Raw genomic sequence first — 22,745 nt, 5'->3', positions numbered from 1 at the left:
ATAAATTCAGAAAAACAAAAAACCGGGGCACTTGGCCCCGGCTTCCGTCAACGAAACGCTTAAACGCGTTCGAAGACGGTGGAGATGCCTTGGCCGAGACCAATGCACATGGTGGCAACCCCGAAGGTGCCGCCATTCTGCTTCATCACGTTCAGCAGGGTGCCGGAAATACGGGCACCGGAGCAACCGAACGGGTGACCCAGGGCGATCGCGCCGCCGTGCAGGTTAACCTTCTCGTTCATCTTGTCGAGCACTTTAAGATCTTTCAGCACTGGCAGGGCCTGTGCAGCGAAAGCTTCGTTGAGCTCGAAGAAGTCGATATCGTTAATGCCAAGGCCCGCACGTTTCAGTGCTTTCTGAGTGGCCGGTACTGGACCATAGCCCATGATTGCCGGATCCACACCTGCCACCGCCATCGAGCGGATAACCGCCAGCGGCTGGATGCCCAGGTCCTGTGCACGTTGTGCCGACATCACGATCATGCACGAAGCACCATCGGTGATCTGCGACGAAGTACCGGCTGTCACGGTGCCGCCCTTGGGGTTAAACGCTGGCTTCAGAGCCGCCAGGCTTTCCAGGGTAGTTTCCGGACGAATGGTTTCGTCGTAGTCGAACAGTTTCAGGAAACCGTTCTCGTCGTAGCCTTGCATCGGGATGATTTCGTCTTTGAACTTGCCTTCCAGGGTCGCCTTGTGAGCGAGCTGGTGGGAGCGCACGCCGAAAGCGTCCTGTTGTTCGCGAGTGATGCCGTGCATTTTACCCAGCATTTCAGCGGTCAGGCCCATCATGCCCGAGGCTTTTGCCGCGTACAGCGACATGTGCGGGTTCGGATCGACACCGTGCATCATGCTCACGTGGCCCATGTGCTCGACGCCGCCGACGACGAACACGTCACCGTTGCCGGTCATGATCGCTTGTGCGGCAGTGTGCAGCGCGCTCATCGAAGAACCACACAGACGGCTGACGGTCTGGCCGGCAGCAGTGTGCGGGATCTGCGTCATCAGGGACGCCATGCGAGCGATGTTCCAGCCCTGCTCCAGGGTCTGGTTTACGCAGCCCCAGATCACGTCTTCGACTTCGTTCGGATCAACCTTGACGTTGCGTTCCAGCAATTTGCTGATCAGGTGCGCCGACATGTCTTCGGCGCGGGTGTTGCGGTGCATGCCGCCCTTGGAGCGGCCCATCGGAGTACGACCGAAGTCGACAATCACGACGTCTCTTGGATTCAAGCTCATAAAATTTCACTCTCGCTCAAGTGTTGGGACGCTTAACCGAAGAACCGTTGGCCGGTTTTGGCCATTTCACGCAGTTTTGCGGTCGGGTGGTACAGCGCGCCCAAATCAGCGTACTGGTCAGCCAGGGCAACGAACTCGGCAACACCGATCGAATCGATGTAGCGCAGCGCACCGCCACGGAATGGAGGGAAACCAATACCGTAGACCAGGCCCATGTCGGCTTCGGCGGCGGTTTCGACAATGCCGTCTTCCAGGCAACGCACGGTTTCCAGGCACAGCGGGATCATCATCCAGTTGATGATGTCTTCGTCAGTGACTTCGCGCTGCTCGTAAACGATCGGCTTGAGCACTTCCAGCACCGACGGATCGGCCACTTTCTTTTGCTTGCCTTTCTTGTCGGTCTCGTAAGCGTAGAAACCCTTGCCATTCTTCTGGCCCAGGCGCTTGGCTTCGTAGAGCACATCGACAGCCGAGCGACGGTCGTCTTTCATGCGGTCCGGGAAACCTTCAGCCATCACGTCACGACCGTGGTGACCGGTGTCGATGCCGACCACGTCCATCAGGTACGCCGGGCCCATTGGCCAGCCGAATTTTTCCATGATCTTGTCGATACGGACGAAGTCCACACCGGCGCTGACCAGCTTGGCGAAACCGCCGAAATACGGGAACAGGACACGGTTGACCAGGAAGCCCGGGCAGTCATTGACGACGATCGGGTTCTTGCCCATTTTCTTGGCGTAGGCAACGGTGGTGGCCACGGCCAGCTCGCTGGACTTCTCGCCACGAATCACTTCAACCAGCGGCATCATGTGCACAGGGTTGAAGAAGTGCATGCCGACGAAGTTTTCCGGACGCTTGAGGGCTTTGGCCAGCAAGGTAATGGAAATGGTCGAGGTGTTGGACGCGAGGATGGTGTCCTCTTTGACCTTGTCTTCGACTTCGGCCAGAACGGCTTGCTTGACCTTCGGGTTTTCGACGACTGCCTCGACGACCAGGTCAACGTGACCGAAATCACCGTAGGACAGGGTCGGACGGATGCCGTTGAGCACTTCAGCCATTTTCGCCGGGGTCATGCGACCTTTATCAACGCGGCCGACCAGCAGCTTGGCGGCTTCAGCCAGGCCTTGCTCGATACCGTGCTCGTTGATGTCCTTCATCAGGATCGGCGTACCTTTGGAGGCCGACTGATAAGCGATACCGCCACCCATGATGCCGGCGCCCAATACGGCGGCCTGCTTCACATCCTTGGCGATTTCATCGTAGGCCTTGGCCTTTTTCTTCAGCTCCTGATCATTCAGGAACAGACCGATCAAGCTCTGCGCGGCAGAGGTCTTGGCCAGTTTGACGAAACCGGCGGCTTCGATTTCCAGCGCCTTGTCACGACCGAAGTTCGCGGCTTTCTGGATGGTCTTGATCGCTTCGACCGGTGCCGGGTAGTTCGGACCGGCTTGACCGGCCACGAAACCCTTGGCGGTTTCGAAGGCCATCATTTGTTCGATGGCGTTCAACTTCAGCTTTTCCAGCTTCGGCTGACGCTTGGCCTTGTAGTCAAACTCGCCAGAGATGGCGCGCTTGATCAGCTCCAGGGCCGCTTCCTGCAATTTCTCAGGAGCAACCACGGCATCGACGGCGCCTACTTTCAGCGCGTCTTCAGGACGGTTTTCCTTGCCGGCGGCAATCCACTCGATAGCGTTGTCGGCACCGATCAGGCGCGGCAGACGCACGGTACCGCCGAAGCCCGGGTAGATGCCCAGCTTGACTTCCGGCAGACCGATCTTGGCCTTGGTGGACATGACGCGGTAGTCCGCCGCCAGGCACATTTCCAGACCGCCACCCAGAGCGATGCCGTTGATCGCGGCGACAGTCGGGACGTTGAGGTCTTCGAAATCGCTGAAAATCTTGTTGGCTTCCAGGTTGCCAGCAACAAGCTCTGCATCAGGCAGCTTGAAGTTCTCGACAAATTCGGTGATGTCGGCGCCGACGATGAAGACGTCCTTGCCACTGCTGACGATCACACCCTTGATCGAAGCATCTGCCTTGATGGTGTCTACGGCCTGACGCAGTTCGTTCAGGGTTAGACGGTTGAACTTGTTGACGGACTCACCCTTGAGGTCGAATTTCAATTCGACGATGCCACTTTCAAGAGCCTTAACCGTGATGGCTTTACCTTCGTAAATCATCAACTGATCTCCACGATATGGAAGCTGAACAGTACACGTCGGACGCAGGCAAATGGCTTGGCAGGGACGCTTAACGTCAATGCTACGCCCATCTACCCGGCACACCCGCCAACGCGATAGTCGGGATTCTGTAGGAGCGATGTTAAATACAAACGCTCAATTCATACGCCCGTTTGATTTGGGTACGCCACCTTCACGGAATTTCCGGCAATTGTCAATCGCCCAAAATGCGGGTTCAAACGCGACTTTGCGGTCACTTCCGTACTACGAAGATCTTCAACACGCCCCTGCATGTGAAGCCATTCATAGAATCAATAGTTAGAAAAGTCGCCCTAATTCTCTGCAGCCTTTGTTTAACAGACTACGCTGGCGGGACCTTGAGAAAAAAAATTGAACACTTTTGGCGAACGCCAAGCGTAAGATCGGCGGCGCAAAGAATTACCGGCCTGCCTGGCCAACCCCAGCCCGATGATGATGTCGGGCTTTTTATTGCCTGTCTGTCGGAGGTTTCGCGCCATTGCAGCGCGAAATGTCCGTGAGTCACGCCAGTGCTTTCAGCACCGCATCGATGTCTTGCAAAACCGTCGCTTCGCCCTTTTCGCCCCAATACAGAGTGATCATCTGTTTGTCCGCTTCAACCTTGTAGACGTTGGCTGGCAATTTTTCGAAATGATTGAGCAGCGCTCGATCTTCGCAAATCTCCTGCCACTGGTTCACCCACACACCCGGCGACTTTTGCCAGTAACTCCAGCACGCCGATTGATTGCCACGACGTGGCCGATGGTACTGGGCGCAAGGGCTCGGCGGCTCCTGGCTCAGCCAGTGCGGCCACTCCTGGGGCGCAAGCTGCATGGCGAGGCCGATACGCCGCGCTTCCATGCGCAGAGCCATGCGCCCGCTCTGTCCACGGGACGGTCGCAACCATGCCAGCGGACTCAGCACCACCAGCAGGATTGACACCACTATCCAGACCGTCATATCTGTACTCCCGATTCTTGATGAGCGCTTTGAGTCACTTTGGAACCATTGCGCTTGAAACCAGCCATACTTACCAATATTGCAATCCTCAGGAGGAGCACCTCATGCCCTACCACCATATTCTGGTCGCTGTAGATCTAACCGAAGAGTGCGACCCTGTAATCCACCGTGCTCGCGAGCTTTCAGTGAGCAATGGCGCGAAACTGTCCCTGGTCCATATCGTCGAACCGATGGCCATGGCCTTTGGCGGCGACGTCCCCATGGACCTGTCACAACTGCAACAGCAGCAGTTCGATCAGGCCAAGGAACGCCTGGACCGACTGATCGTGAAGTATCCGGAACTCTCCAAAGAATACAGCCACCTGACCTACGGCCAGCCACGCCAGGAGATTCACCACCTGGCCAAGGAACAGACCTGCGACCTGATCGTGGTGGGCAGCCATGGCCGACACGGCCTGGCATTGCTGCTGGGCTCGACGGCCAACGACGTGCTGCACGGCGCTCCGTGTGATGTGCTCGCGGTGCGCCTGATCAAAAGCTGAAAACCCGTACCCTGTGGGAGCGACCCTGCTCGCTCCTACAGGGGATCTATAGCAACGTGTAGATCGCATTCCATACGAAAAGCCCGGCGCTCATCACTGAACGCCGGGCTTTTTTGTTACAGCATCAATCAGGCATCCAGCTCAGCCCAACGCTCGACCATCACGTCGAGTTCAGCCTGCAACTGCTCAAGCTGAGCGATCACGGCAGCGGTCTCGACCGCAGGACGCTGATAGAAACCGGCATCGGCCATCTGGGCCTCGACGGCAGCGATCTGCTGTTCCATGGCTTCGATCTGGGCCGGCAACATTTCCAGCTCACGCTGCAATTTGTAGCTGAGCTTCTTCTTCGCCACCGGAGCTTCGACTGCCGCAGCAACCGGGGCCGCTTCCGCCGTCACGACCGCAGAGGTCAGGTCGGCCTTGCCGGATTTGCTCTCGGTCACGCCCAGCAGGCGCGGCGAGCCGCCCTGACGTAGCCAGTCCTGATAACCACCGACGTACTCGCGCACCTTGCCTTCACCTTCGAAGACCAGGGTGCTGGTGACCACGTTGTCGAGGAATGCCCGGTCGTGGCTGACCATCAGCACGGTGCCGTTGAAGGTCAGCAAGACCTCTTCCAGCAGCTCGAGGGTTTCGACGTCGAGGTCGTTGGTCGGTTCGTCGAGAACCAGCAGGTTCGCTGGTTTGCTGAACAGTTTCGCCAGCAACAGACGCGCACGTTCACCACCCGACAGCGCCTTGACTGGCGTGCGGGCACGCTGAGGGCTGAACAGGAAGTCGCCGAGGTAGCTCAGCACGTGACGGCTCTGGCCATCGATATCGATGAAGTCGCGACCTTCGGCCACGTTGTCGATCACGGTCTTTTCCAGGTCCAGCTGATGGCGCAACTGGTCGAAGTAGGCCACGTCGATGCGCGTCCCCTCTTCCACTGTGCCGCTGGTTGGTTGCAGACCGCTGAGCATCAGCTTCAGCAGCGTGGTTTTGCCGGTACCGTTGGCGCCGAGCAGACCGATACGGTCGCCCCGCGTCAGGACCATCGAGAAATCCTTGATCAGGAACGGACCGCCCGGGTGAGCAAAGCTCACGTTCTCGAGGACCATCACCTGTTTGCCGGACTTGTCAGCGGTGTCCAACTGAATGTTGGCCTTGCCGGTGCGCTCACGACGCTCACTACGCTCGACACGCAGGGCTTTCAATGCGCGGACGCGGCCTTCGTTACGGGTACGACGGGCCTTGATGCCCTGGCGGATCCAGACTTCTTCCTGGGCCAGCTTCTTGTCGAACAGCGCGTTGGCGGTTTCTTCAGCGGCCAGGGAGGCTTCTTTGTGCACCAGGAAACTGGCGTAGTCGCCGTTCCAGTCGATCAGGCCGCCGCGATCCAGTTCCAGAATGCGGGTCGCGAGGTTTTGCAGGAATGAACGGTCGTGCGTGATGAACAGCACGGCGCCCTGGAAATCCTTCAGCGCTTCTTCGAGCCAGGCGATTGCACCGATGTCCAGGTGGTTGGTCGGTTCGTCGAGCAGCAGCAGGTCCGGTTCGGAAACCAGGGCCTGGGCCAGCAGGACGCGACGACGCCAGCCGCCGGACAATTCGGCGAGAGTCTTGTCGGCCGGCAACTGCAGACGGCTCAAGGTGCTGTCGACCAGTTGCTGCAAACGCCAGCCATCGCGGGCTTCGAGGTCGTGCTGGACGTGCATCAGCTTGTCCAGGTCGGCGTCGGTGACGATGTTCTGGCTCAGGTGGTGATACTGCGCGAGCAGCTCGCCGACACCGTCCAGGCCTTCAGCCACTACGTCGAACACGGTCCGCTCGTCGGCTACCGGCAGTTCTTGCGGCAATTCGCCAATCTTGAGGCCGGGCGCGCGCCAAACGGAGCCTTCGTCGGGCTTCTGGTCGCCCTTGACGAGCTTCATCATGCTGGACTTGCCAGTGCCGTTGCGGCCGATGATGCACACCCGCTCACCACGGGCGATCTGCCAGGACACCTTGTCCAACAACGGCATAGCGCCGAAAGCAAGGGACACATCGCTGAATTTGAGCAGGGTCATGAGCTTCTCCAAAAACCGGGCGCGCATTCTACCTGACTTGAGGCTTCAGAAGGCCGGCAATTTCAATGTCGAAGCACTCTGCATGACAATTGTTGCGAACTTGTGCCGAGAGGCCCGCAAAGCTTTCGCCCGTTGCTGGCAAAAGGCTAAGCTACAGATAATTCGGTGCAGGTTAAGTCTGCACTTGTCGTGATTTCTATGCCCGGACGTCTCATGCGCAGCCGCCTCTTCAGTTTTTTATCTTGCTTGCTTCTTTCTGCCGCTGCCGCTCAAACCGCCCAGGCGGTGGACCTGTCCACCCAGCGCCAATATTACGATGAGGCCAAGCGAGCCTTGGCCAAGGGCGATACCGGCCCATATTTTCGCTACAGCCAGGCCCTTCGTGATTATCCGCTGGAGCCGTACCTGGCCTACGACGAACTGACCGCTCGGCTGAAAACGGCCAGCAATGCCGAAATCGAAAAATTCCTCGCCGAACACGGTGACCTGCCCCAGGCCAACTGGATGAAATTGCGCTGGTTGCGCTGGCTGGCCGAACGCGGCGACTGGGCGACCTTCGTCAAATACTACGACCCCAAGCTCAATTTCACCGAACTGGACTGCCTGAACGCGCAGTACCAGATTGGTCACAACCAGAAAACCGCAGGCTACGCCAACGCCAATAAACTCTGGCTGACCGGCAAATCCCAGCCTGCCGCCTGCGACGCGCTGTTCGGGCAATGGGCCGCCGAAGGTCAACTGACCGAACAGAAACGCTGGGAGCGCACGAAGCTTGCCGCCCAGGCGCGCAACTATCCGCTGGCCAACAGCCTGGTCAATGGCCTGACCACCCTCGCCCCTCGCGGTCGTTTGCTGGTGGATGTGGCGCAAAAACCTGAACTGCTGAATCAGCCGTCGCGCTTCACCCCGGCCGACGAACCGATGTCCGACGTGGTCAGTCTCGGTCTGCGCCGCCTGGCCCGCCAGGACCCGGACAAAGCCATGAACCTGCTCGACGGCTATGCCAGCAGCATGCACTTCTCCCGCGACGAAAAAGTGGCGATCGCCCGTGAAATCGGGTTGACCCTCGCCAAACGTTTCGACCCTCGCGCACTGGAAATGATGACCAGGTACGACCCGGAACTGCGCGACAACACCGTGTCCGAATGGCGCATGCGCCTGCTGTTGCGTCTGGCCCGCTGGGACGATGCCTATCAGCTGACTCGGCGCTTGCCGCAGGACCTGGCGACCACCAACCGCTGGCGCTACTGGCAGGCCCGCAGCCTTGAACTGGCGCAGCCGCAGAACCCGGAAGTACAAAACCTGTACAAGAACCTGGCCCGTGAGCGCGACTTCTACGGTTTCCTTGCCGCTGACCGTTCACAATCGCCCTACTCGCTAAACAACAAACCGCTGGTACTGAGCCAGGCGCTGATCAACAAGGTGCGCAACACGCCAGGCATTCGTCGCGCCCTCGAGTTCCACGCCCGCGGGCAGATCGTCGACGGTCGTCGCGAGTGGTACCACGTCAGCCGTCACTTAAACCGTGACGAAATGGTCGCCCAGGCAAAACTGGCCTACGACCTGAAATGGTATTTCCCGGCGATTCGCACCATCAGTCAGGCGCAATACTGGGACGATCTGGACATCCGCTTCCCGATGGCCCACCGCGAAACCCTGGTGCGTGAAGCCAAGGTCCGTGGCTTGCACTCGAGCTGGGTGTTCGCCATTACCCGCCAAGAAAGCGCCTTCATGGCCGACGCCCGTTCCGGCGTCGGCGCCAGCGGCCTGATGCAGCTGATGCCCGGCACCGCCAAGGAAACCGCACGCAAGTTCAGCATTCCGCTGGCCTCGCCGCAGCAAGTGCTCGACCCGGACAAGAACATCCAGCTCGGCGCCGCGTACCTGAGCCAGGTCCACAGCCAGTTCAACGGCAACCGCGTCCTCGCCTCCGCCGCCTACAACGCCGGCCCCGGCCGTGTACGCCAGTGGCTGCGCGGTGCGGATCACCTGAGCTTCGACGTGTGGGTGGAAAGCATCCCGTTCGACGAAACCCGCCAGTATGTGCAAAACGTATTGTCGTACTCGGTGATCTACGGCCAGAAACTCAACTCGCCACAGCCGCTGGTGGATTGGCATGAGCGGTACTTTGACGATCAGTGATCCTGATGTTGAAGTCCGAATAAAAATGCCCGCATCGATTGATGCGGGCATTTTTTTTGGCGTATCCAGAAGGCCTATGCAGACTTGAATCGTGCGGCAGTCTGTTTGCCATGCCGGGTCAGACGATATTTTTGAGCCGGACTGCTTGGTGTCTCGGGGCTGGTCATTTCAATCAAATCGGCAGCCAATGCGGGCCTGAGGTAGTTAGCCCGAAAGGTCGCCTTGTGAGCCAAACCGACCTCAGCCATCAAGTCGCTGATTTTAAGCGGACCATTAACCTGGAGTGCTGAAAGCAATCTCCCTACTGGGTCGGTTACTGGGTCGATTATTGATTCGGTATTGCCTGCCTCCTCAAGCGCAATACTCAACGCTTGCAGCATGAACTCGACAAAAGGCGTCGACTCAGCCAACTGGTCCGCAGCCGACAACGCCGCGTAATGAGCGTCTTGCTGCTCTCGAATCACCGCTTCGACTGGCAGATAAGCCAACACCGGCCGCCACTGACTGAGTATCAAGGTTTGCCAGAGTCGCCCCATCCGCCCATTTCCATCGGAGAAAGGATGAATAAACTCGAACTCGTAGTGGAAGACGCAGCTGACGATCAATGGGTGCCAATCCGATTGACTGAGCCACGCCAGCAAATCGTCCATCAAATGCCCAACACGACTCGGCGGCGGTGCCATGTGGACTAATTTTTCACCACGATAAATACCGACACCGGCTTGGCGAAACCGCCCACAGTCGTCAATCAATCCACCCATCAGCAACTCATGCGCCCGTAGCAGGTCGGCCCGGGCGCTCGACCGCCACTCAGGCATGGCTTCATACGCCGCAAAAGCGTTACGCACTTCCTGGATTTCTCGCGGCAGGCCAAGTACTCGTCGCCCAGCCAGGACTGCGGTCACCTGCTCGATGCTGAGCGTGTTGTTCTCGATCGCCAAGGAAGCCTGAATCGTGCGAATTCGATTACTACGACGCAGTTGAGGCGTCTGCAGGCGTTCGTCCACAGCCGTCAGCTGACCGATTTGTTCGCTGATCCCGGCGATCAACGCCAGCATTCTGGTGGTCAGGGTCAACGGTGGTTGATAACGGCTCATATCCTCATCCAGGCTCGCAACTGAGGCCGACATAATGCCCGAACCTCGCAGTGTTCAGCAGCTCTCATTCATGCCGCGTCGTGCCCGTCACTGAATTGCAACGCCGCCAACCGCGCATACAGCGCATTGCTCGCAATCAATTCCTGATGCGTCCCTATTGCCACCAGTTTCCCATGATCCATCACCGCGATCCGGTCGGCATTTTTTACCGTGGCCAAGCGGTGGGCGATGACCAGGGTGGTGCGGTTTTTCATCAAGCTCGGCAGGGCTTGCTGGATCAGGTGTTCGCTTTGGGCGTCGAGGGCGCTGGTAGCTTCGTCCAGCAACAGGATCGGCGCGTCCACCAGCAGCGCCCGTGCGATGGCCAGGCGTTGGCGCTGGCCGCCGGACAAACCGAGGCCACCGTCGCCAAGGTGGGTCTGATAGCCGTTAGGCATCTGCTCGATAAAGTCGTGGGCGTAGGCGATTTTCGCCGCTTCCTGAACCTGGGCCAGGGTCGCCGACGGGTTGCCGTAGCGGATGTTCTCTTCGATGCTGCCGAAGAACAGGGCCGGGTTTTGCGAGACCAGGGCGAAGCAGCGACGCAGGTCGAGCGGATCGAGTTGGGTCAGTGGCACGCCATCCAGCAGGATCTGCCCCGAGGCAGGATCGTAAAAACGCAGCAGCAGGTCATACACGGTGGATTTCCCGGCACCGGACGGGCCGACCAGGGCGAGGGTTTCGCCTGCATTGATGGTCAGATTCAAGCCATCGACGGCGTAACTTTCTGGACGTGAAGGGTAGGAAAAGCGCACGTCTTGCAGCGTCAGATTGCCCTTCACCCGATCAGGCAAGGTCACCAGCCCTGTGGTGGGCGGCTGGATGATGTTCTCGGAGCGCAGCAATTCGGCAATCCGCTCGGCCGCACCCGCCGCTCGCTGCAATTCGCCGATCACCTCACTCAAGGTGCCAAAGGCGCTGCCGACGATCAAGCTGTAGAAGACGAAGGCTGCCAGTTCGCCCGCCGAGATCCGTCCGGCGATCACGTCCATGCCGCCGACCCACAGCATCACGCCCACCGCGCCCAGCACGAGCACGATCACCAGCGTAATCAGCCAGGCGCGCTGGAAAATGCGTTTGCGCGCCGTGTCGAACGCCTCCTCCACGGTCGCGGCGAAGCGTTGCTCGTCCTGGACCTGATGGTTGTAGGCCTGCACGGTTTTGATCTGGCCGAGGGTTTCGGAGACGTAGCTGCCGATGTCGGCAATCCGGTCCTGACTCAGGCGCGACAGACTGCGTACCCGACGGCCGAAAACAAGGATCGGCGCGATCACCAGCGGCAACGCCACGACCACGATGCTGGTGAGTTTGGGGTTGGTGATAAACAGCAAGACGATCCCGCCGATGACCATCAGCAAATTGCGCAAGAACAGCGACAACGAAGAGCCGATCACTGATTGCAGCAACGTGGTGTCGGCGGTCAGCCGTGACTGGATCTCGGAGCTGCGATTGTCTTCATAGAAACCCGGATGCAGATAAACCAGGTGGTTGAATACTTGCTTGCGGATGTCCGCGACCACACGTTCGCCGATCCACGACACCAGATAGAAGCGCGCAAAGGTGCCGATCGCCAGCCCGACCACCAGCACCATGAACAAGCCGATGGTCTGGTTGAGCAAATGCGCCGATTGGGTCATGAACCCTTGATCCACCAGCAAGCGAATGCCCTGCCCCATCGACAAGGTGATGCCGGCGGTGATGATCAGCGCGAGCAATGCGCCAAGGGCCGGCCAGCGATAAGGTGCAAGAAAACGGCTGGTCAGGCGAATCGCGCGGCGGTGACGGGCAGAGAGCATCGGGTTATCCAGTACGCAAATGATGGGACCAGCTATACCGCTTAAATGGGGTGGAACTCTGTAAATCACAATGAGTCAGGTTAATTATGACCACAAAGACTAGCCGCTAGACGCTATTGGTCTAATGTCCGGGTGGCAACACTGCGGTATTTCTGGTGGACTGATGTTGCCGCCTTGGAGAGATCGCAGGGAGTTGTCACAGCCTGGTCACCTGGCGGTTTTAAAGTAGGCACACAACCTGATGAGGAGACAGGCCATGTCCTTGCAAAACAGCAGCGAATACAAGATTCAAGTGATCCGCACACAACCAGACCAGTCTCTGGGTTGCTCAATTATTGATAAGGATGGGCGCGAAGTACCGATCACTGAAGACATGATCCAGCAAGCCTGCAGCGAACTGGAAAAGCGATTGGTCAAGCCTGCCGAACAAGAGTGATATAGCCACCGTCTTCTTGACCCGGCCCTGATGGCCGGGTTTTTTGTGGGTGCTTATCCGGGAAATGCGGTGCAGCCATTCGCGGGCAAGCCTCGCTCCTACAGATTTTGCGTCGTCAACCTACTTAGCGAACACCCAAATCCTGTAGTAGCGAGGCTTGCCCGCGAAAGGGTCAACCCGGTCTCTAGACCGCCGTTGCGCCCAGTGCCGCCACTATCTTCAGCAACTCAGGCGAATCCCCCTCAATCCGCACCTGCAACCCGTCAATCTCCCTGCGCGCAGGATAGTTCTTGCGCAACGCATCAAACGCCGCACGCTGCTCGCTCACATTGCCTACAAGGCTGCGACGGAAATCCGCATCGTCACGACGCGGGTCGTACACGCCGCGGCACAGCATCGCCAGCGCCCAGGCCGGATCGCTCTTCGCGTGAAGGGTCACGTGCGACAACCACGGCGCCGGCAGCAGATCGCTCAAGCTGACCTGGGCCGGTTGCCCGATGAATTCGCAATACGCCTGATAGATCTGCGCCGTCCCCCGTTGTTTGCCATCCAGGCTATAACCGGCAATGTGCGGCGTCGCCAGCACGCAGAGTTCGGCCAGCGCCACATCGACTTCAGGTTCGCCTTCCCACACGTCGAGCACCGCTTGCAGGTCTTCGCGCTGCAACAACACCTGGCGCAGGGCGGCGTTGTCCACCACCGGGCCACGGCTGGCGTTGATCAGCCAGGTGCCAGGCTTGAGTTGGTTCAGGCGTTGTTTATCGAACAGATGCCAGGTCGACTGTGAGCCGTGTTTCTTCAAAGGGGTGTGCAGACTGATGACATCGCACTGCTCGATGATCTGCTCGAGGCTGACGTAATCGCCACCTTCGGCCGCTTGCCGTGGCGGATCACACACCCGCACGTTCCAGCCCAGCCCCTTCAAGACCTTGACCAGGCGACCGCCCACTTCGCCGGCACCCACGATGCCGTAAGTGCGCTGAGTCAGGTCGACGCCTTCGATTTCGGCCAGGGTCAGCAAACTGCCGAGCACATAATCGACCACGCCCCGGGCATTGCAGCCGGGCGCGCTCGACCAGGTGATGCCGGCCTGCTGAAAATAATCCAGATCCAGGTGATCCGTGCCGATGGTGCAAGTGCCGACAAAGCGCACCTTGCTGCCTTCGAGCAACGCGCGATTGACGTTGGTCACCGAGCGCACCAGCAGCACATCGGCCTGCTCGACGGTGGCGCGGTCGATGGAACGTCCCGGCACCCGGCGAATTTCGCCGAAACTTTCGAAGAAGGCATCGAGCAGCGGGATATTTTCGTCGGCAACAATCAACATGGCAGGCTCCTTTGGCGGGTTGGCAGTGTAGGCGGAGATGACTGTAGTGGGCCAGCGGGCATTAAGGTCACTCCATACCCTGTGGCGAGGGAGCTTGCTCCCGCTGGGTCGCGCAGCGGCCCCAACCCTAGCGATCCGGTTTTGACAGGCTTATCACTTGCAAGGCTATGGAACTGCTGCGCAGTCCAGCGGGAGCAAGCTCCCTCGCCACACAGTGTTCAGCATTAACCCGGATCGGTGATTACAAATAGCTAACACAGGATTTTTCCTGACCACTGCGTCAGGGCGTAGAATGCGCCGCCTTGCGCATCAACATCTCTGGACGTTTCGCCCTTGAATTCCGTGACTGACCGCCCCGCCGCTACTTCCCTCACCCGCCCGGCCCGGGTTCGCCTGGAGCTGAAAAACCTGCTTGGCCTGGCGCTGCCGATCATGATCGCGCAACTGGCGACCACCGCCATGGGCTTCGTCGATGCGGTGATGGCGGGACGGGTCGGCCCGCGCGACTTGGCGGCCGTGGCGCTCGGCAACTCAATCTGGGTTCCAGTGTTTCTGTTGATGACCGGCACCTTGCTGGCCACTACTCCGAAAGTCGCCCAGCGCTTCGGTGCCGGCACCCACAGCGAAATCGGCCCGATTGTGCGTCAGGCACTGTGGCTGGCCTTGGTGGTGGGTTTGATGGCGACCGGCATGCTGCTCAGCGCCGAACCGATCCTGCACATGATGAAGGTCGATCCCGAGCTGATCGGCCCGTGCATGCAGTATCTGCACGGCATCGCCAGCGGTCTGCCCGCCGTCGCCTTCTATCATGTGTTGCGTTGCTTCAGTGACGGCCTGGGACGCACACGTCCAGCGATGGTGCTGGGCCTCTGCGGATTGGCGTTGAACATTCCGCTGAACTACATCTTCATCTATGGCCACTTCGGCGTGCCGGCCATGGGCGGGGTCGGGTGCGGCTGGGCCACGGCGATCGTGATGTGGGTGATGGCGCTGGGCATGGCCGGTTGGGAGCGCTGGGCACCGGCGTACCAGTCGAGTCAGTTGTTCAACCGTTTCGACTGGCCGCAATGGTCGGTAATCAAACGTCTGCTCGGTATCGGCCTGCCGATCGGCATCGCGGTGTTCGCCGAGTCGAGCATCTTCGCCGTAATCGCCCTGCTGATCGGCAGCCTCGGCGCCACCGTGGTGGCCGGACATCAGATCGCCCTGAACTTCAGCTCGCTGGTGTTCATGATCCCTTACTCCCTCGGCATGGCCGTCACGGTGCGGGTCGGCCAGGCACTCGGTCGCCAGGAACCCCGTGAGGCGCGCTTCGCTGCCGGGGTAGGCATGGGCACCGCGCTGGCGTATGCCTGTGTTTCGGCGAGCATGATGCTCTTGCTGCGCGAGCACATCGCTACGATCTACACCGCCGACCCGACGGTCATACGCGTGGCAGCGATGCTGATTGTGTATTCGGCGCTGTTCCAGTTCTCCGACGCGATCCAGGTCACGGCGGCCGGCGCACTGCGCGGTTACCAGGACACTCGGGTGACGATGATCCTGACCTTGTTCGCCTATTGGGGCATCGGTTTGCCGGTGGGCTACGCCTTGGGCCTGACCGACTGGCTCGGCACGCCGAGCGGCCCGAGCGGGCTGTGGCAGGGTTTGATCGTGGGCTTGAGTTGCGCGGCGCTGATGCTGTCGATCCGCCTGACGCGCAGTGCACGCAAGCGAATCCGCATCAGTCATTCGGCGGGTTAAGCGAGTTTCTTGCGGATCCAGTAGAGGTAGGTGCCGGCCTCTTCGTGCTGCGCGACCAGTTCGTGGTCGAGGAATACGCAGAACTTGGGAATATCGCGACGGGTCGAGGGATCGGTCGCGATTACCTTGAGCAGGCCGCCGGGCACCAGGTCACGGATGTGCTGGTGCAGCATCATCACCGGTTCCGGGCAGTTGAGGCCGGTGGCGTCGAGGGTGCCGTCTACCGGCGTATCAATCATTTCACTCATGATTCACTCCTGAAGCTGGCCGGCATTGTCGCGCATTGCCGGGGTTCGGTCATCTGTGTCGTACACCGCCCTCCCTGTAGGAGCGAGGCTTGCCCGCGAAGAGGCCCTTGAGGACGCCAAAAGCTTCGCGGGCAAGCCTCGCTCCTACAAGGGGTGCGGTGTGTATCAGCGGGATTTCGGTTTCTTCACGTCGATCCGGCGCAAGTGGCACGTCACTTCTTCACGGTCGTGATACAGCTGCTTGCAGCCGATCTCGACCCGGATGCCGCGCTCCTTGAAGCCCTCGGCAATGCGTTCCAGCAAGCGTTTCACTTCGGCGTAACGCTGTTTCATCGGCAACTTCAGGTTGACCACCGCTTCGCGGCAATGTCCCTCGCCAATCCATTCTTCCAGCATCGCGGCGTTGCGCGCCGGTTTCTCGACGATGTCGCAGACCATCCAGTCCACCGGTTGCTTGGGCTTGAAGGTGAAACCGTCGGCCATCAGGTGCTGCACTAAACCAGTGTCCATCAAGCTTTCGGCCATCGGACCGTTGTCAATCGCCGTCACCAGCATACCGCGGTTGACCAGTTGCCAGGTCCAGCCGCCGGGGGCGGCACCGAGGTCGACGCCGGTCATGTCGCTGTGCAGGCGCTCATCCCACTGATCGCGGGGGATAAAGTGGTGCCACGCCTCTTCCAGCTTCAACGTCGAACGGCTCGGCGCCTCACGAGGAAACTTCAGGCGCGGAATGCCCATCGGCCACATCGCCGAGTTGTTGGACTCGGCCAGCCCCATAAACACTTCGCGGCCGCTTTTGAAGGTCAGCAGCAGGCGCGGCTTGTGCGCATCCTCGACCAACTTGCCGGCCGCCATCAGCGCCTTGCGCAGGTGCCCTTCGAATTTCTTGCAGAAGTTCGACAGTTCCTTGCCATCGTTGGTGTCGACCATTTCCAGCCACAGGCTGCCGCACAGCGGGAAGTCCGCCATGTGCGCAAGGATCACGCTGATGCGGTCGGTTTCCGGCAGGTCGATGAAAATTCCGCGCGCCCATTGGCGCGGGAAGATCAGCTCGGCGAAACGCTGGCCACGCATCAGCCGCTCGGCGCCGTCTTCTTCGGTGCAGATGAATTCGGCGCAGGCGCTGGCGGTCTTGGCTTTGGCATAACCGGCCACGTTCAGCCGCGCGGCGTGTTCGGAAATCTCGGAACAGACTTCGCCTTCGAAGCCCGGCCGGCAATGCATAAAGAGGGTGTTCATTCTTACTCCTGGGCAGTTGGCGAAGAATTCAGCCACTGCGCGATGCCCAGGCTTGCGTTGAAGCAAAGCCTGTCACGAAAACCGGCGCATGATAGCCGAGTTCGGAACCTTGGACTTGGCCATAGAGTCCAGTTATTAGCTTTAACGTTCAAACAGGGCTAGGTTGAAAGCTCTGTCCGTCCCCTCAGTCCGTAGCCGTGCGGACTCAAAGGAGTGATCGCAATGCCGTCCCTCGATAGCCTGAACACCCTTAAAACCCTGCAAGTCGACGACAAGACCTATCACTATTTCAGCTTGCCGGATGCCGCCAAAAGTCTGGGCGACCTGGACAAGCTGCCGATGTCGTTGAAAGTGCTGCTGGAAAACCTGCTGCGCTGGGAAGATGAAAAAACCGTCACCGGCGCCGACCTCCGGGCGATTGCCGCCTGGCTCAAGGAGCGTCGCTCCGACCGAGAAATTCAATACCGCCCCGCACGAGTATTGATGCAGGACTTTACCGGCGTGCCTGCCGTGGTCGACCTGGCCGCCATGCGCGCCGCCATGGCCAAGGCCGGTGGCGACCCGCAGCGGATCAATCCGCTCTCCCCTGTGGATCTGGTGATCGACCACTCGGTGATGGTCGACAAATTCGGCAGTTCCAGCGCCTTCGAACAGAACGTCGACATCGAAATGCAGCGCAACGGTGAACGTTACGCGTTCCTGCGCTGGGGCCAGAGCGCCTTCGACAACTTCAGCGTGGTGCCACCGGGCACGGGCATTTGCCACCAGGTCAACCTGGAATACCTCGGTCGCACGGTCTGGACCAAAGACGAGGATGGCCGCACCTACGCCTTCCCCGACACCCTGGTCGGCACCGACTCCCACACCACCATGATCAACGGTCTCGGCGTACTCGGCTGGGGCGTCGGCGGGATCGAAGCGGAAGCGGCGATGCTCGGCCAGCCGGTATCGATGCTGATTCCGGAAGTGATCGGCTTCAAACTCACCGGCAAGCTCAAGGAAGGCATCACCGCCACCGACCTGGTGCTGACCGTCACGCAGATGCTGCGCAAGAAAGGCGTCGTCGGCAAGTTCGTCGAATTCTATGGCGACGGCCTTGCCGACCTGCCGCTGGCCGACCGCGCGACCATCGCCAACATGGCCCCGGAATACGGCGCCACCTGCGGCTTCTTCCCGGTCGACGACATCACGCTGGAGTATCTGCGGCTCTCGGGTCGCCCACTGGCCACCGTGAAACTGGTCGAGGCCTACAGCAAAGCTCAGGGCCTGTGGCGACTGCCGGGCCAGGAACCGGTGTTCACCGACACCCTGGCACTGGACATGGCCAGCGTCGAAGCCAGCCTGGCCGGGCCGAAACGCCCACAGGACAGGGTTTCGCTGCCAAATGTCGCGCAAGCGTTCAGTGACTTCATCGACCTGCAATTCAAACCCACCAGCAAGGAAGTCGGTCGCCTCGAAAGTGAAGGCGGCGGTGGCGTCGCGGTGGGCAATGCCGATCTGGCGGGCGAAGCCGACTACGAATACGACGGCCAGACCTATCGGTTGAAAAACGGCGCGGTGGTGATCGCCGCGATCACCTCTTGCACCAACACCTCCAACCCGAGCGTGATGATGGCCGCCGGTCTGGTGGCGAAAAAAGCCGTGGAAAAAGGCCTCAAGCGCAAACCGTGGGTCAAGAGTTCGTTGGCCCCTGGCTCGAAAGTGGTCACCGACTACTACAAGGCTGCCGGCCTGACCCCGTATCTGGATGAGCTGGGTTTTGACTTGGTCGGCTATGGCTGCACCACTTGCATCGGCAACTCCGGCCCCTTGCCGGAGCCGATTGAAAAAGCCATCCAGGCCGCAGACCTGACCGTTGCCTCGGTGCTGTCGGGCAACCGCAACTTCGAAGGCCGCGTGCATCCGCTGGTGAAAACCAACTGGCTGGCCTCTCCGCCGCTGGTCGTCGCCTATGCGTTGGCCGGCACGGTGCGGACCGACATCAGCAGCGAACCGCTGGGTAACGACAAGGATGGCAATCCGGTGTACCTGCGGGACATCTGGCCGAGCACCCAAGAGATTGCCGACGCCGTGAGTCAGGTCAACACCGCCATGTTCCACAAGGAATACGCCGAGGTGTTTGCCGGCGACGAGCAATGGCAAGCGATTGAAGTGCCGCAGGCAGCGACGTATGTCTGGCAGGACGATTCGACTTACATCCAGCATCCACCGTTCTTCGATGACATCGGCGGTCCACCGCCGGTGGTCAAGGACGTTTCCGGCGCCAGGGTCCTTGCGCTGCTGGGCGACTCGGTGACCACCGACCACATCTCCCCCGCCGGCAACATCAAGGCGGACAGTCCGGCCGGTCAATACCTGCGCGATAAAGGCGTGGAGCCGCGGGACTTCAACTCCTATGGTTCCCGTCGCGGCAATCACGAAGTGATGATGCGCGGCACTTTCGCCAACATCCGCATTCGCAACGAAATGCTCAGCGGTGAAGAAGGCGGCAACACGATCTACATCCCGACCGGGGAAAGGATGCCAATCTACGACGCGGCCATGCGCTATCAAGCGTCGGGCACGCCGCTGGTGGTGATCGCAGGGCAAGAATACGGCACCGGTTCGAGCCGCGACTGGGCGGCCAAGGGCACTAATCTGCTGGGCGTGAAAGCGGTCATCGCCGAAAGCTTCGAGCGGATTCACCGTTCCAACCTGGTGGGCATGGGCGTGCTGCCGTTGCAGTTCAAGCTGGATCAGAACCGCAAGAGCCTGAACCTGACCGGCAAGGAGACGCTGGATATCCTTGGGTTGACCGGCGTCGAGTTGACGCCGCGAATGAACCTGACACTCATCATCACCCGCGAGAACGGCAGCCGCGAGAAAGTCGAGGTGCTGTGCCGGATCGATACGCTCAATGAAGTGGAATACTTCAAGTCAGGGGGGATTTTGCATTACGTGTTGCGGCAGTTGATTGCGTCGTAACCGCCTGCCGACACAGACACCGCCTTCGGGCGGTGTTTTTGTTTGGGCCTGTTTATAATCGCGCCCCGCAAACAGTGCACACTTTGTGGCGAGGGCGCTTGCTCCCGCTCGACTGCGAAGCAGTCGTAAAACAGCCGATGCGATCTGATTGAAGTATCGAGTCACCGGGTTTGGGGCTGCTTCGCACCCCAGCGGGAGCAAGCTCCCTCGCCACAAAAGCTCTTCAGCCTCAAAGGACTAACTTATGCTCGCCCTGCCATGGACATACCTGGCCCTTCTCTCCCTCGGCTACACCCTCGCCCTGACCTACGGCCACCTCGGCTGGCTGGCCGGCATCTCCGTCGCATTGCTGCTCGTCGCTGGTTTCGCGGTCCGTCAGCAAAAAATCCCCATCGCTCGCTTCCTCGGTCACGGCGTGTTCATCATCCTCGCCATGGCCCTGGCGATGCATTGGCTGCCCGGTTTCTACAACGGTCGTGGCATCGACCCGCATCGCATCACCGACGATGCCGCGCCGTTTACCATGTACCTGAATCAGGACAAGCCCCTGATCGGCTTTTGGCTGTTACTGGTGTGTCCGTGGATTGTCGGCCGGCGCTCTTTGCGCCTTTCGGTTTATGCCACCGCACTCGCCCTGCCCCTGAGCGCCGTCCTGGCCTTGGGTGGCGCACTCTTGCTGGGGATGATCAGTTGGGCGCCGAAGTGGCCGGACCAAGCCGGGCTGTGGGTGTTGAACAATCTGCTGCTGGTGACGCTGGTGGAGGAAGCGCTGTTTCGCGGTTACGTCCAGGGTGGGCTGAGCCGGCACTTCAAACACCTGCCTTACGGTGAAAACCTGGCATTGCTGCTCGCCTCGCTGTTGTTCGGCGTGGCGCATGCGGGCGCGGGTTGGCAATGGGTGCTGCTGGCGGGTCTGGCAGGTGTCGGCTATGGTCTGGCCTACCGTTTCGGCGGATTGGGGGCGGCCATCGCCACCCATTTCGGCTTGAACCTGCTGCATTTCGCACTGTTCACGTACCCGATGCTCGCCGGCTGATGCAATGGCCGTTTTGCGACGCGCCACTGATTATTGAAAAATATTTTCAATAAATTCCTGACGCCGCCGACAACCTCTCAAAGCCTTGCGGATTGAAAAAGCCATGCGTAACAACCAGCCCACCACACAACGCGAACGGACCTTTCCGGCTCAGCAACGGTTGATTTCCACCACCGATGCCAAGGGCGTGATCACCTACTGCAACGACGCCTTCGTCGAAATCAGCGGATTTTCTCGTGAAGAACTGATCCGTGCGCCGCATAACCTGGTCCGTCACCCCGACGTTCCGGCGGCGGTGTTCGCGCACATGTGGGGCACACTGAAACAAGGCTTGCCATGGATGGGCATTGTCAAGAATCGCTGCAAGACCGGTGACCACTACTGGGTTAACGCCTATGTCACACCGGTGTTCGAAGGCAATCAGGTGATCGGCTACGAATCGGTGCGGATCAAACCCACCGCCGAGCAGATCCGCCGTGCCGAGGCGCTCTACCAACGCATCAACCAGGGCAAGTCGGCCATTCCTTCGACAGACAAATGGCTGCCGGTCCTTCAGGACTGGGTGCCGTTCATTCTGGTCAGTCAACTGAGCTTCATGATCGGTGCGTCGCTCAACTCCCACTGGGGTTTCGCCCTGGCCGCCGGCCTGTCGGTGCCGCTGGGCTTGCTGGGCTTGAGCTGGCAACAGCGCGGCCTCAAGCGCTTGCTGGTGCTGGCAGGGCAAACCACCTCCGACCCGTTGATCGCGCAGATGTACACCGACAGCCGTGGCGCCCAGGCACGTCTGGAGATGTCGATTCTCAGCCAGGAAGCACGTCTGAAAACCTGCCTGACCCGCCTGCAGGACACCGCCGAGCACCTGACCGAACAAGCCAGGCAGTCCGACACCCTGGCCCACAACAGTTCCACGGGCCTGGAACGTCAACGCGTCGAAACCGAGCAAGTGGCCACCGCCGTCAATCAGATGGCCGCCACCACGCAGGAAGTCGCCAGCCACGTGCAGCGCACCGCCGATGCGACTCAGGAAGCCAATCGCCTGACCGGTCGCGGTCGCGACATCGCCGGGGAAACCCGCGAAGCCATCCAGCGCTTGTCGGTGGTGGTCGGTGAAACCGGGATGACCGTAACCCAGCTGGCCAAGGACAGCGACGAAATCGGTGGCGTGGTCGATGTCATCAAGGGCATCGCCGACCAGACCAACCTGCTGGCCCTGAACGCCGCCATCGAAGCGGCCCGTGCCGGCGAGATGGGCCGTGGTTTTGCCGTGGTGGCTGACGAAGTGCGTCAACTGGCGCAACGCACCAGCGAATCCACCGGACAGATTCACGCCCTGATCGCCAAGCTGCAACAAACCGCCAGCACCGCAGTGCAAACCATGGAAGCCGGGCATCGTCAGGCTGAAGAAGGCGTGGCGCGGGTACTGGAAGCGGATCAGGCGCTGGTAGGGATCAGCGAAGCGGTGGCCAACATCACCGACATGACCACCCAGATTGCGGCGGCGACCGAAGAGCAAAGTGCGGTGGCTGAAGAGATCAGCCGCAACATCAGCAACATCTCGCAGCTGGCTGACCAGACGTCGGAACAGGCACAGCACTCGGCGCTGTTGAGTGAAGAGCTGACCAAGACGGCGAATACCCAGTATTCGTTGGTGGAGCGGTTTAACCGCTGACAGTCACTGGAAAGACAAAAACCCGG

Annotated in this window: 16 protein-coding genes; 7 read left to right on the top strand and 9 right to left on the bottom strand. The window is 60.0% G+C overall.

The window, feature by feature from the left end:
* Nucleotides 1-59: 59 nt before the first annotated feature.
* The 3 genes from fadA to AC1ROI_RS12275 form a co-directional block, all read right to left on the bottom strand.
* Complete coding sequence (gene fadA / locus AC1ROI_RS12285; RefSeq protein ID WP_010456360.1) at nucleotides 60-1,235, bottom strand: acetyl-CoA C-acyltransferase FadA; 1,176 nt, start codon at nucleotides 1,233-1,235, stop codon at nucleotides 60-62.
* Between the two features lie 32 nt (nucleotides 1,236-1,267).
* Nucleotides 1,268-3,415: a fatty acid oxidation complex subunit alpha FadB gene (fadB, locus tag AC1ROI_RS12280; RefSeq protein ID WP_083376184.1), complete on the bottom strand. Its 2,148-nt coding sequence runs from the start codon at nucleotides 3,413-3,415 to the stop codon at nucleotides 1,268-1,270.
* 540 nt (nucleotides 3,416-3,955) lie between these two features.
* A complete protein-coding gene (locus AC1ROI_RS12275) occupies nucleotides 3,956-4,393 on the bottom strand; it encodes a hypothetical protein (RefSeq protein WP_102594819.1) in 438 nt (145 codons plus the stop codon).
* 104 nt (nucleotides 4,394-4,497) lie between these two features.
* Here AC1ROI_RS12275 and AC1ROI_RS12270 point away from each other — a divergent pair, with 104 nt between their 5' ends.
* Nucleotides 4,498-4,935: a universal stress protein gene (locus AC1ROI_RS12270; RefSeq protein ID WP_010456367.1), complete on the top strand. Its 438-nt coding sequence runs from the start codon at nucleotides 4,498-4,500 to the stop codon at nucleotides 4,933-4,935.
* Between the two features lie 128 nt (nucleotides 4,936-5,063).
* On the opposite strand, the gene AC1ROI_RS12265 is transcribed toward AC1ROI_RS12270, so the two are convergent.
* Nucleotides 5,064-6,983, bottom strand: a complete 1,920-nt coding sequence (locus AC1ROI_RS12265; RefSeq protein WP_010456369.1) for an ATP-binding cassette domain-containing protein — start codon at nucleotides 6,981-6,983, stop codon at nucleotides 5,064-5,066.
* 213 nt (nucleotides 6,984-7,196) lie between these two features.
* Between AC1ROI_RS12265 and AC1ROI_RS12260 the strand changes: the two genes are divergently transcribed.
* Entirely contained in the window at nucleotides 7,197-9,125 is a 1,929-nt protein-coding gene (locus tag AC1ROI_RS12260) for a transglycosylase SLT domain-containing protein (RefSeq protein ID WP_102594820.1), read from the top strand.
* A gap of 74 nt (nucleotides 9,126-9,199) precedes the next feature.
* On the opposite strand, the gene AC1ROI_RS12255 is transcribed toward AC1ROI_RS12260, so the two are convergent.
* Nucleotides 9,200-10,222, bottom strand: coding sequence for a Fic family protein (locus tag AC1ROI_RS12255; protein WP_102594824.1), 1,023 nt, complete (start codon nucleotides 10,220-10,222; stop codon nucleotides 9,200-9,202).
* Nucleotides 10,223-10,290: 68 nt separating this feature from the next.
* Nucleotides 10,291-12,057, bottom strand: coding sequence for an ABC transporter transmembrane domain-containing protein (locus tag AC1ROI_RS12250; protein ID WP_102594821.1), 1,767 nt, complete (start codon nucleotides 12,055-12,057; stop codon nucleotides 10,291-10,293).
* A gap of 256 nt (nucleotides 12,058-12,313) precedes the next feature.
* Between AC1ROI_RS12250 and AC1ROI_RS12245 the strand changes: the two genes are divergently transcribed.
* A complete protein-coding gene (locus AC1ROI_RS12245; RefSeq protein ID WP_102594822.1) occupies nucleotides 12,314-12,493 on the top strand; it encodes a PA1571 family protein in 180 nt (59 codons plus the stop codon).
* 184 nt (nucleotides 12,494-12,677) lie between these two features.
* Here the strand turns inward: AC1ROI_RS12245 and pdxB are convergent, their stop codons facing one another.
* Nucleotides 12,678-13,820, bottom strand: a complete 1,143-nt coding sequence (gene pdxB / locus AC1ROI_RS12240; RefSeq protein ID WP_102594823.1) for a 4-phosphoerythronate dehydrogenase PdxB — start codon at nucleotides 13,818-13,820, stop codon at nucleotides 12,678-12,680.
* 333 nt (nucleotides 13,821-14,153) lie between these two features.
* Here pdxB and AC1ROI_RS12235 point away from each other — a divergent pair, with 333 nt between their 5' ends.
* A complete protein-coding gene (locus AC1ROI_RS12235; protein ID WP_077748218.1) occupies nucleotides 14,154-15,563 on the top strand; it encodes an MATE family efflux transporter in 1,410 nt (469 codons plus the stop codon).
* On the opposite strand, the gene tusA is transcribed toward AC1ROI_RS12235, so the two are convergent.
* Complete coding sequence (tusA, locus tag AC1ROI_RS12230; RefSeq protein ID WP_007907805.1) at nucleotides 15,560-15,811, bottom strand: sulfurtransferase TusA; 252 nt, start codon at nucleotides 15,809-15,811, stop codon at nucleotides 15,560-15,562. The two genes, AC1ROI_RS12235 and tusA, sit on opposite strands and share 4 nt — an antisense overlap.
* A 165-nt stretch (nucleotides 15,812-15,976) precedes the next feature.
* On the bottom strand, nucleotides 15,977-17,050 hold the full coding sequence (gene rlmM / locus AC1ROI_RS12225; protein WP_010456393.1) for a 23S rRNA (cytidine(2498)-2'-O)-methyltransferase RlmM: 1,074 nt from the start codon (nucleotides 17,048-17,050) through the stop codon (nucleotides 15,977-15,979).
* Between the two features lie 222 nt (nucleotides 17,051-17,272).
* On the opposite strand from rlmM, the gene acnA reads away from it, so the two are divergent.
* The 3 genes from acnA to AC1ROI_RS12210 all read left to right on the top strand — a co-directional run bounded on the left by acnA (nucleotide 17,273) and on the right by AC1ROI_RS12210 (nucleotide 22,719).
* Entirely contained in the window at nucleotides 17,273-20,014 is a 2,742-nt protein-coding gene (gene acnA / locus AC1ROI_RS12220) for an aconitate hydratase AcnA (protein WP_077748217.1), read from the top strand.
* Between the two features lie 244 nt (nucleotides 20,015-20,258).
* Nucleotides 20,259-21,050, top strand: coding sequence for a CPBP family intramembrane glutamic endopeptidase (locus tag AC1ROI_RS12215; protein ID WP_102594702.1), 792 nt, complete (start codon nucleotides 20,259-20,261; stop codon nucleotides 21,048-21,050).
* A 103-nt stretch (nucleotides 21,051-21,153) separates the two neighbouring features.
* Complete coding sequence (locus tag AC1ROI_RS12210; protein WP_010456398.1) at nucleotides 21,154-22,719, top strand: methyl-accepting chemotaxis protein; 1,566 nt, start codon at nucleotides 21,154-21,156, stop codon at nucleotides 22,717-22,719.
* The last annotated feature ends 26 nt before the right edge of the window (nucleotides 22,720-22,745 follow it).

Source organism: Pseudomonas sp. GW823-FHT02C02 (assembly GCF_058797635.1).
Note: the sequence above shows the minus strand (reverse complement) of the source record. Positions and strands in the feature narration are given on the sequence as shown.